Below are 14,273 nucleotides of genomic sequence, written 5' to 3'. Positions count from 1 at the left end.
CCGGCGGAGGTGCTCGCGGGGGCGGTGCCGGGGTCCGTCTTCGGGTGATCCATCCCGTCCGATGGGTGTTCGGTGTGTGCGATGTGCTCGCGTCGATCCGAGGTCTATCCGTGCTCGTGGGGGCGGCCCGGATGCACTTTAGATGACATAATGTCGATTATCGGTTGTGCGCTGAACTGCGTTGATAACGCGTCCGCACGCGCGGCCGGTTGTTCGTTTGTTCCGTCCGCCGCCTTCAGGCGTCTTACTCGGCGCGCTCGGATGTAGAGCGCACCTTGCCGGTTGGCGATTGCCTGCAGACTCCGGCGACGGGTCCGCTGCAGGTTTGCGCGTTCCCTCGAGCCGCGTGGCCCGTGATGCCGGTGTCCGTCGCGCGCCCGTCGGGCTTGCTTCCGGGCACTTGCGACTCCCTCCTCGCGTGGGCTCCCGCTTCCGTCCTACGTCGCCCATTGCGTCACTGTGACGCAATGTTCGGTGCATGGGCTTGGCTGATGGGCGGTGTATTGATGCTCCAGGCCGGATCGGAAGCCGAGTCCGAGCTCGTCGCTCGCCCCCGTGCGCGCAGCGGTGGCGATGGTTCCGGCGCCCCGAACTGACACTGATCGGTCCCGCGGCGAAGTCGGCGCCGGGCATGACCGCGCCTCCCCTCTCGCTCCCTTGGGGCCTACCCTTTGTCATTGCGTCACTGTGATGAAATGATCCCGACGGGTCCCGGACTCGTCATCCGCGAACGTCACGTCGATTGAAGCCGACGATCGCGATGATGATCAACACCGCGACCGTCGCCGACGCGACGACCGCGGATCCGGCGGAGAACCCGTGCTGGATCGGATCGTGGCCGGCGTACTGGAAGAAGGGCGAGGTGCGCTGCCACGGCTCGAGCCAGGACACCATGGGCGCGAGACCGTTGACGATGTACGCCAGGACGGCTGCGGCAACGGGCACCGACCTGCTGACTGCTGGGTGACCGGTGATCGCACCCAACGCCAAGGCCAGTGTGCCGAAGACCAACGCGAGGAGCACCGCATGCACCATCGCGGCGGCCACCCCATTCTGGGGCAGGTCCATGTTCGCGAGCGAACCTAGCAGCATCAACGCAACGCCGGTGACCGCTCCCAGGAGCGCCGTGCCGATCAGCATGGCCGCGCCCTTCTCCAATACGATGCGGCGCCGACTGATGGGCGCGGAAAGCAGCAGATCAAGCGTCCTTCGATCCTCCTCTCCCGCTATCGCCGCGGCGCCCGCTCCGATCGCATACGTCAACAGCAGTAGTGGCACCATGAACGACAGGAGCTCGATCTTCACGTAGCCGATCGGTGTGGACATGTCCGCGCCGGACATCGCGAAGAGCGCACGAAATGTCTCCGGCATCTGGTCGAGAAACTCGTTCATCGACGGTTCGCCGCGCACACTCGGCCAGATGGCCACATACATCCCGACCAGCAGTACGAGGCCGATGGCCCAAGCGGGCAACGCGCGGCGTTGATCGTGAAGCGTCTTTGTCATCACGCTACGAAACATCGCTGGACTCTGTTCCGTAGTAGGTCATGAACGTCTCCTCGAGGTCGGCCTCGGCGCATTCGAGGTCGACCACCGTGAACTGGGCGATACGGTGGACCAATTCGTTGAGCGCCTGTTCCGGTGCATCGCACCTGAGGGTTTCCCCGTCCACATCGAGGTTGCGAACACCCTTGACGTCGCGGAACGCGTCCGCTCGCACGGGACGGTCGAACTCGACAACCACGTGGTGCAGGGACTTCTGGCGGAGCGTGTGGAGCTTTTCCACTGCGATCAACCGGCCTTCGCGGAGCATTCCGATTCGGTCCGCGACCTGCTGAACCTCACTGAGTAGATGTGATGACAGCAGCACCGTTCCCCCGGCAGCGGTGTGCTCTCGCAGTATCGCGTCGAACTCCCGTTGCATGATCGGGTCAAGACCGGTCGTCGGTTCATCGAGTATGAGCAGCTCCGGAGACGACATCAGTGCCAGCACCAGCCCGAGCTTCTGTCGGTTTCCCCGCGACATGACCCGCACGGGTTTGCCCAGATCGAGATCCAGGCGTTCGGCGATGTCGGCCGCCCGAAACCCTCCTCGGCGAGCCCCGACCTGGCCGAAGTAGGAGACATGATCGGAACCGGTCATCTTCTCGTACAGCGCGAGCTCGCCCGGAACGTAACCGACCCGACGGTGCACCCGAGGTGCTGACGACCAGCAATCGAACCCCAGCACGGTCGCCGATCCCGATGTCGGGCGCAGCATGCCCATCAGGATTCGGAGCGTCGTCGACTTCCCCGCGCCATTGGGCCCCAGATACCCGAAGATCTCCCCCGCATCGACGCTCAGATCCACGTCGACCAGCGCCAGCTGCCGGCCGTAGGACTTGGACAGGCCCGAGGTGGTGATCGCTGGGCGACGGGGCATGCCCCAAGCCTGGACCGCGCGCGCCCCACCAGATCAGGGTCCAAGGTCCCTTCCCCTGATCCAGTGCGACTCGGCAATGTGAATATCGGGTCGACAGTGCACCCAGGGAGGCGACCGTGTCACCGACCGCTTCGGTACAGGACCAGCCAGTGAATCCGCAGGAGTCGATCGACAGGCTCTTTCGTGATCTCCGCACGGGCGCGGCCGGACTAACCGAACGTGAGGCGGCGCGCCGCATGCAGGTATTCGGCCCGAACGAACTCGTCAGGCGAGCCGGGCGAGAATGGCCGGGACAGATCGTGCGCCAGTTCACTCATCCGCTGGCCCTGCTCCTGTGGCTGGCTGCGACGCTGGCAGGAGTCAACGGCGCCCCGGAGCTCGCGTTGGCCATCGTTTTCGTGATCGTGATCAACGCGGCGTTCGCCTTTATTCAGGAGCGCCACGCTGAGCGAGCAGTGGAAGCGCTGGCCGCCTATCTGCCTGCGCATGCTGCCGCAATCCGAGACGGCAGGTCCACACCGATCGAAGCTCGGCAACTCGTGCCTGGCGACGTGATTCATCTTCGGGAAGGCGATCGGGTGTCCGCCGACGCACGCCTGCTCTCGGGCAGCGTGGAGGTCGACCTGTCGACGATGACCGGAGAATCGGTGCCCACCCTGATCATGGCGAACGCGAATGTCACCGTCGGACCGCTCATCGCCGCACCCGACATCGTCTTCAGCGGAACAACCGTCGTCGGTGGCGACGCCGACGGCGTGGTCTTCGCGACCGGGATGCACACCGAGCTCGGGCGGGTCGCGGCGCTCTCGCAGCGGGTGTCGATAACCGAGAGCCCGCTCGAGCATCAGGTGAAACGAGTCGCCTGGTTGATCGCCGCGGTCGCGGTCACGATGGGAGTCGCGTTCATACCGCTCGGAACCCTGCTCGCGGGGCTCTCGCTGGACGATTCGACGAGTTTTGCCATCGGATTGCTCGTCGCCAACGTCCCGGAGGGGCTGTTGCCCACGATCACGCTCGCGCTCGCCGTCGGCGTGAGCGAACTGGCCAGGCGCGGCGCGCTGGTCAAACGGATCTCGGCCGTCGAAACACTGGGATCCACCAGCGTCATCTGTACCGACAAGACCGGCACGCTGACGATGAACAGGATGCGGACCGTCAAGATGTGGACCCCGGGCGTGGTCGTCGACTTCGCCGGACCCCTTCCAACCATCGCTGCGGGATCCCAGCCGGCCAGGGCGGCGCGGGTGCTCGCGGGGTGCTGCACCGTGGCGATGAGCACCGATGGGACCCTCGATGAGAACGCCGATCCGACGGAATCGGCGCTGTTGCACGCCGCGCTTGTCGTGGATCCCGATGTCACGGTCGGGGTCAGGTCCCCTGCCGCGCGGTTCTACTTCGATCCGTCGCTCCGACGGATGTCGATCGTCGCCGATCTCGGTGGCTCCTTGCAGGTCTACACCAAGGGCGCTCCGGAGGAGGTGCTGGCGCGAAGCGCATTCATGGCAGGTCCGGACGGCAATGATCTGACGTTGGGCGGCGCTGAGCGCGACCGAATAGCCGATCTGATCCGTGAATGGTCTGGTGAAGGTCTTCGGCTGCTCGCGATCGCGGACAGGACGCTCGACGTCACGGACGGTTCCACGCTGACGCGAGACGCGGTCGAACGGGACCTCACCCTCCTCGGGATCGCGGCGATGGTCGATCCGCCCCGGCCGGAGGTCGCCGATGCGGTCGCACGATGTCACTCGGCGGGCATCAGGATCGTCGTCATCACCGGTGATCACGGTCTGACCGCATCCCGTATCGCCAAGGACATCGGGATCGGACGCGACGGACTTCGCGTCATCACCGGAACCGAGCTCGACGCCATGCCGGAGGCGGCGCTCGATCAGCTCCTGGCGACGGATCAGGAATTGGTCTTCGCCCGCAGCTCGCCCGAGGCCAAGCTGCGGATCACCGATGCGTTGCGGTTCACCGACCATGTTGTCGCGATGACCGGCGACGGCGTGAACGACGCACCGGCCCTTCGCCGGTCCGACATCGGCATCGCGATGGGACGCTCGGGCACCGACGTGGCACGGGAAGCCGCGACCATGGTCCTCACCGACGACAACTTCGCGACCATCGTCACGGCGGTCGAGGCGGGCCGGCGCGTCTACGACAACGTCCGTAAGTTCATCGTGTACATCTTCGCGCACGCCACCCCTGAGGTGGTCCCCATCCTCCTCTACGCGCTGTCGGGTGGGCAGATCCCGTTGCCGCTCACCGTGATGCAGATTCTCGCGATCGACCTCGGCACCGAGACCTTGCCTGCCCTGGCGCTCGGGCGCGAAGCGCCGGAGCCGGACCTCATGCAACGTGCTCCTCGCCCGCGCGGCCGCAGTATCGTCGATTCCACGCTCCTGCTCCGGTCCTGGGCGCTCCTGGGTGGGGTATCGGCGGCCCTCGTGCTGGCCGCGTTCTTCGCCACCCTCGTTCGGGGTGGTTGGTCGATGGGGGCCGATGTGTCGTCGGGGCCCCTGCACCACACCTGGCAGCTCGCGACGACGATGACCTTCCTGGGAATCGTCTCGTGTCAGATCGGCACCGCGTTCGCGGCCCGAACTGAGCGTGCCTCCCTTCGTCAGATCGGGGTGACGACGAACCGTCTCCTGCTCTGGGGAATAGCCTTCGAAATCCTGTTCGCGGCCGCGGTGGTCCTCGTCGCACCACTCCAGCGTGCTTTCGGCACGGTGACCCCGAGCTGGGATCAGGTCGTGTGGCTCCTCCCGTTCCCCATCGTGGTCTGGGGGTGCGACGAGTTCTGGCGCTGGACCCGGCGACGGCGCAACCGCGTCGGATCGGGCACGGGAGGGTCGACATGATCGTGTATCGACGGACTTGGGACGTATGGCCCTAGTCCCCCGGGCCGGCCACGCGGACGCTGGAAACGTAGCCAAAGGAGCAATCATGCGCGCGCGACACATCATGAGCAGCCCGGTCACCACCGTGACAGGGTCGGAGTCGGTCATCGACTGCCTTCGCACGATGGAGACCACGGGCTTCACGGTCCTCCCCGTCGTCGACGACTCCCAGCATCTGACCGGGATCGTCTCGGAAGGTGACCTCCTCCGTGAGCAGTTTCGTTGGTCGCATTCGAAGGCTGCCGACGACGACGAGGCGGGCAAGGCCCCGACCGCCGCAGATGCCATGAGCAGCCCCGTCGTTGCCATGACCGCAGAGGCCGACATCAGTGACCTGGCGTCGGCCATGCTCAAATCGAGGTTGCGTGGCATCCCGATCGTGCACGACAAGGACATCATCGGCATCGTGACCCGCAGAGACTTGATCGGCGTCCTGACGATGGACGACACCCACATCGCCCATGAGATCCAGCACCGCCTCGACGTCTACAGCGGCACTCGGCGATGGGAGGTCCACGTGGCGGGAGGCAGCGTGACCATCGACGGCACGGAGCGCGATGACCCGGAGTGCGGTGTCATCGCTGCGCTGGCCGAGACGGTTCCCGGCGTCAACGACGTTTCGTTTTCCTGATCCTCGGACGGTCCGGGGCGATCACCTGGCCGCGTCCTCGACACGATCGAGGGCGGGCTGCTCTCGTAGTCCCAGGACCTTGCGGAATCCCTCGGCCATCGACTCCCGTAGCGCATCGATATCCGGCACCGCTGCGCCGTCGGAGTCGAGCCCCACGCAGCAATGAGATCCGTAGGACACCATCGTCGCGTTGAATGCCGCACCGAGAGTGGGGCTGAACGCGTAGTAGCGATCGACCCGGGATCCCGCGATGAACAGCGGTTCCGGAGAGCCGACCACATCCGATGCGACGATATCGACGTGCCTGAGCATCTTCCCGAGCAGTGTCGGCGGCAGGACGTTCAGCACACCGGCGATGACAGGCGACAGGGCTATGGCCGGTTCGCTGCGCCACCTGCCGATGATCGCGTGCACTTGCCGGATCAGGACTGCCGGGTCGTCCGTGTCGGCGGGCAGTGTCAGGCGGGCCAGGGTGATCTTGTTGCCCTCCAAGGGATCCCGCTCCGTCCGCAGGCTCATCGGAATCGTGACACGCAGCCTGTCGATCGTGGCCCCGTGCCGGCGGTGGTAGTGCCGCATCGCGAGCAGTACCGCAACGATGAAGGCGTCGTTGATCGATCCGCCACCGGAGGAGGCCGCCTGGGACAGGTCCTCGATCGGCACCTCGAGCACCGCGAAGCGCCTGCGTATGGACCTGGCGGTCATCACGGGAGACAGCGTGGTCGCTATCGGTCGAACGAAACGGGCGACCGACATGAGACTCGCGGCGACCGCGCGCGCCGTTCCGTACGGGTTGCCTGCCACCCACCGTGCGCGTTCAGGTGCCCGCGCAATGATCTGTCTGGACAGCGCGGCGGCGGACAGTCGGTACCACGACGGCACCGCACCGTTCGTTGGTTCGCGCTGAACGGGCGGTGTTGCGAGGGGGCGCTCCCCCTCGCGCGTGAGATCCACGATCTCGCGGGTGATGGCCATCCCACCGACCCCATCGGTGAGTGCGTGGTGCACCTTGAGCACGAGCGCCGCACGGCCGCCGGACAGCCCGTCCAACACCGTCAACTCCCACAACGGCCGTTCCCTGTCGAAGGCCGTCGATCCTGCTGTCTGGGCGAAATCCAGCACCGACTGCATCCCGGGCTCCGTGAGGGTGAATCTCCGCAGATGCCAGGACAGGTCGAAGTCCGGGTCGACGACCCACCGCGGCGGAGCCGGACCCAGTTTCGCCTCGACCACCTTGCATCGGAAGTGGGGCGCGAGAGCGGTGGCCCTGTCCATCATCGACACCACGCGGCGCCAGTCGGGACTTCGGTCGAGTACCAACAGCGCGACGATGGTCGAGCGCAGTGGCGGATCCGCCTCCATCCGCCACGCCATCAGGTCGGCCTGGTTCATGTACAGCGGCGACTCATCGGCCATTGCCACCAACTCATTCGGTCGCGGTGCGTGCGCCGCGGTGTTCCGCGCGCACTTACGCCTCCAGTATGGATCCGTCACAGGCCTCGCTCCAGGAGTCGACTATGACCTTCGGCCCTGTGCCACGGCGGTCGCCCGGCGAATACTGGGGTTATCAGGATCCCAGCTGGCGATGTCGGATCCGGTCGAGGAGTGATGGACATGCCGAAAGATCTGATGGCCATGTGCCATGCGTTCATGATGTGGCTACACCACATGGGCGTACCCATGCCGCCGATGGACGGCATGCACTGACAACACCTCATCCGCATGCCGACAGAGCCGAGGCCGAGCCTCCCGCAGCGGGTGTCCCGCTACGGGTTGACCATCGCCCTGTTCGTTGTCACATCCGCCGGGTTGGTGGCGGGAATCGCGAGTTCCCTGATGGGCCACCGCGACCTGGCCGACGGCTGCTGGATCACGGCGACCGGGGCGGCACTCGTCCCCGCGGCCTGGTCGGTGATCGCGGGGATCCGACGCGGCCGGCTCGGCGTCGACATCATCGCAGTCCTGGCGCTGGTGGGCACAGCACTCGTGGGCGAGTACCTCGCGGGTGCCCTCATCGGCGTCATGTTCGCGTCCGGCCAGGCACTGGAGACAGCCGCCTCGACGCGGGCGACGAAGGACCTTCGCGAACTCGTCGATCGGGCGCCGCGCACCGCTCGGCTGCGCACCGGAAGTGACGTGCGCCGGGTTCCGCTCGAAGAGGTCGTCGTCGGCGATCGTGTGGCCATCGGTCCAGGCGAGCTGATTCCGGTCGATGGCTGGCTGTCGACCCCGGTCGCCATCCTGGACGAATCGGCACTGACCGGCGAACCGATGCACGTCGAACGACGCCACGGCGAGGATGTTCGGAGCGGGGTGCTCAATGCCGGCGGCCCGGTCGAGATCGTCGCCACCGCGACGGCAGCCGACAGTACGTACGCCGGGATCGTGCGTCTGGCCCAGGAAGCGGGTGCCGAGAACGCCGAAATCGTCCGCCTCGCGGACCGGTTTGCGCTGTGGTTCCTCCCGTTCGTCGCGGCCATCGTGGTTGTCGCGTGGCTGGCGAGCGGGTCCGCGACCCGAGCGGTTGCAGTGCTGGTTGTCGCGACACCGTGCCCCCTCCTGCTCGCGGCTCCGGTCGCGATCGTCTCCGGGCTCTCACGTGCTGCTCGCCTCGGGGTGGTGATCCGCGACGGCGGCGCCCTGGAGAACCTCGGCCGGGCCCGAACACTGGTGCTGGACAAGACCGGCACGGTGACCATGGGACGCCCGACCGGGAGCGAGATCGTGGCCGGACCCGGCGTGACCGCAGACGAGATCCTGCGGGCGGCGGCTTCCGCTGACCAGTTCTCGGCCCATGTGTTCGCCGAGGCCATCGTGCGCGAGGCCCGAGTTCGAGGGCTCGACGTGGTGGTTCCCGTCGATGTCGTCGAGCAGCCGGGTACCGGTGTCAGCGCGACCGTCGACGGTCACCGCGTCACGGTCGGAGCCCTCGTCCCCCTCGCTCACCCCCCGCACTGGGTCGTCACCCTGCAGAACCGGCTCGCCTTCGACGGAACGGCAGCGGCGTGGGTCTCGATCGATGGTGTGATCCGTGGGGCGATCGTGTTGAACGACCCGATTCGAAGTGATGCCCCTCGCACCTTGCGTCGACTGCGCGCACAAGGCCTGCGTCGGGTGGTTCTGCTGACCGGCGACCGCCCCGAGCCTGCGCGTGAGATCGGCACGATTCTGGGGATCGACGAGATCTACGCCGAGCAATCACCCTCAGACAAGGTTGCGCGTGTGCGCAGCGAGACGGACGCGGCCATCACCGTGATGGTCGGCGACGGCGTGAACGACGCGCCAGCGCTCGCCGCCGCGTCGGTGGGGATAGCCATGGGCGCTCGGGGTTCGAGCGCCAGTACCGAGGCAGCTGATGTCGTCCTCACCGCAGATCGACTGGACCGGGTGGCGGATGCCATGGTCACGGCACGACGGGCGCGCCGCATTGCGACCCAAAGCGCCGTCGGCGGGATGGTGATGTCCTGTATTGCAATGGGATTCGCTGCGTTCGGCCTGCTCGCACCTGCCATGGGCGCGCTGACTCAGGAGCTCATCGATGTCGCCGTCATCCTCAACGCGATGCGAGCGCTCGGCGGACGACCGGCTGTCGACATCGACCCCAGGACCGACGCCATGCTCGTGCGGTTCAGTTCCGAGCACGACCTCATGCGCGACGAACTGTCGATCCTGCGCGAGACCGCGGAGCTGATCACCGGGGGCGATCTCGGTGCGGCACACGCGGCACTGCGCCGCACCGACGACTTCCTTCGCCGCACCCTCCTGCCGCACGAGCGCGCGGAAGACGCCGACCTGTACCCAGCATTGGCGCGTCCGCTCGGTAGCTCGGAGGCGACCGCACCCATGAGCCGCATGCATGTCGAGATCGAACGCCAATGCCAACGCCTTCAGCAGCACCTGGTCCTCGCCGATAGCGCGGGCGCGCTGAGCGCGGACCAAACCGACGACCTGCTTTCCTGCCTGTACGGTCTCCACGCCCTTCTGAGGCTTCATTTCATTCAGGAGGAAGAGTGCTATTTCTCACTCGCCGCGGATCCGGCCGAGCGCCTCGCGCGGAGCCGCGACGATCATCGGGCCAACCGGACGGGCTGATGCGTGGCGTTCTCGATGTCCCTGGATGTCGTCGCAACCAGTTGGTCCGCCAGGTCACGGAGAGCCCGCGCGGTGGCGAGCTCGTCGCCGATCACCGGCACCTCCGGGTCGGCCGGATCTCGCCTCGCGAACCCGACGCCGACGAGTCTGGATTGATCGATCGTCAGGGTGGCCTTCGCGCGGGTCCGACGATCGCGTTCGTCGATCGTCACGTCGATCATCCAGGTCTTGTCGCTCATGACGTGCTCCTTCACTGACCGAGTTGCTCGTCTCGATCTCCCCGTCAGCCTTCCCGCCGCCCGCGAATCGTTGCAGGGCACAAGGTCCCTTTGTCGGCCCATCCGAAGGGAGGGAACAAGGACCCTAGCGCCGCCGTCGTGGCAGCGGAACAGTGGTCTTTGCGGGGCGGCAGAGGCCGGGCGATCACCCGGAGAACCGGACTAGGGGGCTCGCGGAGGAGGGCATGTCATGCACTGGGACGACCACGCCTCGAATGGCTGGATGTTTGTGCTGATGATCGGATGGTTCACGATTCTCGTGGTGGTCGTGGTCCTCGCTGTCGTGGCGGTGATCAGATTCCAGAACCGGAACGCGCCGGACCGTCATTACGTCGTACCCATGAGCTCCGCGCGTCAGATCTTGCTGCAGCAATTCGCGCGCGGCGAACTGGACGAGGACGAGTTCCGGCGCAGGCTGGCGGTGCTGGACGAGGTTGAACCTTCGTAGCTGCGCGCGCTCAACATCACGGACCTCAAACATCGAATGGGAGTCGAGACGGTGTACAACCCACATCGAGACGAACCGATTGTCGTCGGCATCGATGGTTCGGACCAGGCTGTCAGGGCCGCAGAGTGGGCCACGGTCGAGGCGGTGAGTCGGCGGGTGGAACTGCACCTTGTCTACGTGATCTCGAAGGACGAACTCGAACGCAGATACGCCGAGCGTGTACTTGCCGTCGCCGAGGCCGCTGCGATGCGTGTGGACGGTTCGGTCAAGGTCGAGTCCCGTATGGTGCGCGGACCGCTTGTGTCGACCCTCCGCGCACAGACCGAATCCGCGACCGTGCTCGTACTCGGTTCGGTCGGAATGGGATTCATCCGCCGGGCGATGGTGGGATCCACCGCGTCGGCCCTTGCTGCGGGCGCGGCGTGCCCCGTTGTCGTGGTCCGTGGCTCCGACCCGGACGCAGCGCCACCATCGGCGGGGCCCGTGCTCGCCGGACTCGGTGGACATCACATCGACGATGCGTTGCTCGGATCGGCGATGCACGAGGCCTCGATCAGAAGTACACAGGTACTGGCAGTGCGCGCGCAGATGGATCTGATGCCCGACCTCCGGCGGCGGCGTGCGCTGGAGGTCGAGCGAGAGTTCGACGAGGAGATTCGCGGTCGTGTCGAACGATGGCACACGACCTTTCCCGGGATTCGCGTCGAGACCCTGGTCGTCCAGGACACCGCTGCCGAGTCCCTGACCGCGTTGAGCGCGAATGCGCAGATGATCGTCGTCGGTAGTCGCGGGCGCGGCTTCGTCGAGGGTGCAGCCCTCGGTTCGACAAGTCAGTCACTCCTGCTGAGTGCCCAGTGTCCGATTCTGGTGTACCGCGAGTCGCGATGACATCGGCAACGTTTGCTCATGGATGATTCGAAGGCCGCACGACCGGCGCATCAGCACCAAGCGCCGGACATCCGGGAGACCCACACCGGCATCGTCGTCCTCATCGGCGACCGCTGCTACAAGGGGAAGAAACCGATCGCCACCGGATTCCTGGACTTTCGCTCCGTCGAACGACGTGACGCCGCATGCAGGAACGAACTGAGTCTGAATCGGCGACTCGCGCCGGACGTCTACCTCGGTATCGCGCACCTGACGTCCCCGGACGGCGAATGCCGCGAGCCGATTCTCGTCATGCGCCGGCTTCCCGACCGCTTACGGCTGTCCCACCTGGTGACAACTCGAACACTTGCGGACAAGGATCTACAGCGGCTCGTCGAACAGCTCTGCACATTCCACGCCCGAGCCGAACGCGGCAGCGTCATCGATGAGTGTGGGACGGCCGCATCCGTACTCGCGCGGTGGCGGGCAAACATCGCAGAGATCCGTGGCTTCCACGACCAGATCCCACCGGAACGGGTCCTCGCCGAGATCGACCAGCACGCGGCCCGGTACACGAGCGGCCGGCAACGCCTGTTCGATCGGCGCATCACCGAACATCGAATCGTCGACGGGCACGGCGACCTGATCGCGGACGATATCTTCTGCCTTCCGGATGGTCCTCGGATCCTCGACTGCCTGGATTTCGACGACCGGCTGCGATTCGTCGACTGTATCGACGATGTCGCCTTCCTGGCCATGGATCTCGAGTTCCTGGGCAGGCCGGATCTGGCCCAGGACATGGTTGGACGGTATCGGGACCTCGCCGGGGACACCGCGCCGCGCTCACTGGTCCACCACTACACCGCGTACCGCGCGCTGGTTCGCGCGAAGGTCGACTGCATCCAACATTCCCAAGGCGTCGAACATGCCGGATTGTCGGCGACCCGACACACCTTGCTCACCCTCGAGCACCTGCGCGCCGGGGCGGTCCGACTGGGCCTCGTCGGTGGTCTCCCCGGCACGGGAAAGTCCACCCTGGCCACCCGGCTCGCGGAGGCGGCCGGCGCGGTGGTCGTCAGCAGCGACTCGGTCCGCGATGAGCTTCGACGTTCCGGCGTGCTGCGCGGCGAGCCGGGAGCGTACCGGCGCGGCCTGTACTCCCCCGCAGCGATCTCGGCGGTGTACGACACGATGCTCGGCCGAGCCGAGGAACACCTGCGCAACGGCGAATCGGTAGTCGTCGACGCATCGTGGTCCGATCTTCAAGAACGGCGCCGCGCGCGGGAGCTCGCGGAAAACACCGCCAGCACGCTCGTGCAGTTCCGCTGCGCGTGCCCACCAACGGTGTCCGCACAGCGGATCGCCGATCGGACGGTTGGGTTCTCTGATGCGACGGCGGCCATCGCGGACCGGATGTCCACGGACGCCGATCCGTGGACCGACGCGGTAACGATCGACACCATGCGCACGGTGGACGAGGCCGCGTCCGAGACTCTACGAATCTGGAGATCCCACCATAGTGATCCCTGACCACGTCGGGCAGCGAGCTGCGGAGGGTGAGTTCGGCTCAGGGCCCGCGAACCACGATGATGGGGCACTCCACCAGGTATAGCAGCGCCTGACTGGTCGAGCCGAGCGTCATGCCCGCGAATCCACCTCGCCCGTGGCTGCCGACGACCACGAGCTGCGCTTGTTGAGATCTCGCGAGTAGGTTGCGAACCGGGCGGTCCTTGACGACGATCCGCTGCACGTGCACGTCGGGATGGCGTTCCTGCCACCCCGCGAGGCTCTCGGCGAGCGCCATCTCCTCGGCAGTCGACACTGCCTGCCAGTCGACAGCGAAGGCGAGGGATTCGCTCACGTCACTCCATGCATATAGTGCGCGCAGTTCCGCACGTCGGTGTGAAGCCTCGTCGAATGCGACACCGAGCGCCGGTTCGCTGTTAGACGAGCCGTCCACGCCGACCAGCACCGCGCCGCCAGCCGGATCCGCGAGGACAGGGGCATCCCCCACCACCGCCACCGGGCAGCGGGAGTGCCTGGCGAGCGCGGAGCTCACCGATCCGAGCAAGCCCATGTGAAACGTGCCGAGGCCGTGCTTACCGACCACGACCATGCTCGCGTCCTCGGTCCTGCCCAACAGGATCGGCCTCACCTGGCCGTCCGCGATCTCAGTGGTCACCTCGATGGCGTGAATCGTGCTCGCCGTCTTTACGGCCAGCGGCACGGCGCGGTCGAGAATGGCTTGGGATTCGGCGCGTACCTTCGCGAGACCGGGCCCACCGTATCCAAGGCTGGGTCCACCGGCGGTGTCAGCGGCGAGCACATTGATCAGGTGCAGCGGTAGCTGGTGAAGCGCGGCGTCCTCAGCGGCCCAACGCACCGCGTTGAGGCTGGCCACCGACCCGTCAACCCCCACCAGGACCTGACGCCTGGTCGATGCGTTCACGTGATCTCGCCGCCTTGCGCGGCTGTTTCGCCGATGAGTCTCTGCAGCTTCGCAATTCGCTCGCGCTCGTGTTCCTGTCGACGGAACATCTCGGTGGCCGATACGACGAGCCAATCCCCGGCCTGGGCGCGCATGGCGGTTCTCCTTCTGCCTCGCCTCCGACGGTACGAAGGCGCGATGTGC

Annotated in this window: 12 protein-coding genes; 6 read left to right on the top strand and 6 right to left on the bottom strand. The window is 66.4% G+C overall.

What is annotated here, in order from left to right; all coding sequences use genetic code 11:
• Nucleotides 1-720: 720 nt before the first annotated feature.
• Together JOE46_RS05190 and JOE46_RS05185 are read right to left on the bottom strand one after the other, a co-directional pair.
• Nucleotides 721-1,506, bottom strand: coding sequence for an ABC transporter permease subunit (locus JOE46_RS05190; protein WP_245220939.1), 786 nt, complete (start codon nt 1,504-1,506; stop codon nt 721-723).
• A 4-nt stretch (nt 1,507-1,510) separates the two neighbouring features.
• Entirely contained in the window at nt 1,511-2,422 is a 912-nt protein-coding gene (locus JOE46_RS05185; RefSeq protein ID WP_097213295.1) for an ABC transporter ATP-binding protein, read from the bottom strand.
• A 116-nt stretch (nt 2,423-2,538) separates the two neighbouring features.
• Between JOE46_RS05185 and JOE46_RS05180 the strand changes: the two genes are divergently transcribed.
• Both JOE46_RS05180 and JOE46_RS05175 read left to right on the top strand, forming a co-directional pair.
• Nucleotides 2,539-5,286, top strand: coding sequence for a cation-transporting P-type ATPase (locus JOE46_RS05180; RefSeq protein ID WP_306455752.1), 2,748 nt, complete (start codon nt 2,539-2,541; stop codon nt 5,284-5,286).
• A gap of 85 nt (nt 5,287-5,371) precedes the next feature.
• Entirely contained in the window at nt 5,372-5,956 is a 585-nt protein-coding gene (locus tag JOE46_RS05175; RefSeq protein WP_097213293.1) for an HPP family protein, read from the top strand.
• Nucleotides 5,957-5,977: 21 nt separating this feature from the next.
• On the opposite strand, the gene JOE46_RS05170 is transcribed toward JOE46_RS05175, so the two are convergent.
• Nucleotides 5,978-7,372: a wax ester/triacylglycerol synthase domain-containing protein gene (locus JOE46_RS05170; RefSeq protein ID WP_097213292.1), complete on the bottom strand. Its 1,395-nt coding sequence runs from the start codon at nt 7,370-7,372 to the stop codon at nt 5,978-5,980.
• Between the two features lie 306 nt (nt 7,373-7,678).
• Between JOE46_RS05170 and JOE46_RS05165 the strand changes: the two genes are divergently transcribed.
• On the top strand, nt 7,679-10,048 hold the full coding sequence (locus tag JOE46_RS05165) for a heavy metal translocating P-type ATPase (protein WP_209926484.1): 2,370 nt from the start codon (nt 7,679-7,681) through the stop codon (nt 10,046-10,048).
• On the opposite strand, the gene JOE46_RS05160 is transcribed toward JOE46_RS05165, so the two are convergent.
• Nucleotides 10,024-10,287 carry a DUF1876 domain-containing protein gene (locus tag JOE46_RS05160; protein WP_097213399.1) on the bottom strand — a complete coding sequence of 88 codons (264 nt, stop codon included), beginning with the start codon at nt 10,285-10,287 and terminating at the stop codon, nt 10,024-10,026. The genes JOE46_RS05165 and JOE46_RS05160 overlap by 25 nt on opposite strands.
• Before the next feature lie 229 nt (nt 10,288-10,516).
• Here JOE46_RS05160 and JOE46_RS05155 point away from each other — a divergent pair, with 229 nt between their 5' ends.
• Genes JOE46_RS05155 through JOE46_RS05145 form a run of 3 tightly spaced genes read left to right on the top strand, consistent with a single transcriptional unit; the run spans nt 10,517 to nt 13,171 of the window.
• Nucleotides 10,517-10,774 carry a hypothetical protein gene (locus JOE46_RS05155; RefSeq protein WP_097213291.1) on the top strand — a complete coding sequence of 86 codons (258 nt, stop codon included), beginning with the start codon at nt 10,517-10,519 and terminating at the stop codon, nt 10,772-10,774.
• Between the two features lie 36 nt (nt 10,775-10,810).
• Nucleotides 10,811-11,662, top strand: a complete 852-nt coding sequence (locus JOE46_RS05150) for a universal stress protein (protein ID WP_097213290.1) — start codon at nt 10,811-10,813, stop codon at nt 11,660-11,662.
• Between the two features lie 18 nt (nt 11,663-11,680).
• Entirely contained in the window at nt 11,681-13,171 is a 1,491-nt protein-coding gene (locus tag JOE46_RS05145) for a bifunctional aminoglycoside phosphotransferase/ATP-binding protein (protein WP_097213289.1), read from the top strand.
• Between the two features lie 37 nt (nt 13,172-13,208).
• Here JOE46_RS05145 and JOE46_RS05140 read toward each other — a convergent pair whose 3' ends face one another.
• Together JOE46_RS05140 and JOE46_RS05135 are read right to left on the bottom strand one after the other, a co-directional pair.
• Entirely contained in the window at nt 13,209-14,090 is an 882-nt protein-coding gene (locus JOE46_RS05140) for a universal stress protein (RefSeq protein ID WP_097213288.1), read from the bottom strand.
• The gene (locus tag JOE46_RS05135) at nt 14,087-14,224 is read right to left on the bottom strand and encodes a hypothetical protein (RefSeq protein ID WP_179800660.1); all 138 of its coding nucleotides are present in this window, start codon (nt 14,222-14,224) and stop codon (nt 14,087-14,089) included. The genes JOE46_RS05140 and JOE46_RS05135 overlap by 4 nt, the downstream gene beginning before the upstream one ends.
• Between the last annotated feature and the right edge of the window lie 49 nt (nt 14,225-14,273).

The sequence above is a fragment of the Rhodococcus sp. PvR099 genome (genome assembly GCF_017833315.1).
GTDB classification, from domain to species: Bacteria; Actinomycetota; Actinomycetes; order Mycobacteriales; family Mycobacteriaceae; genus Rhodococcus_G; species Rhodococcus_G oryzae.
This window is presented reverse-complemented; position numbering and strand designations above follow the sequence as displayed.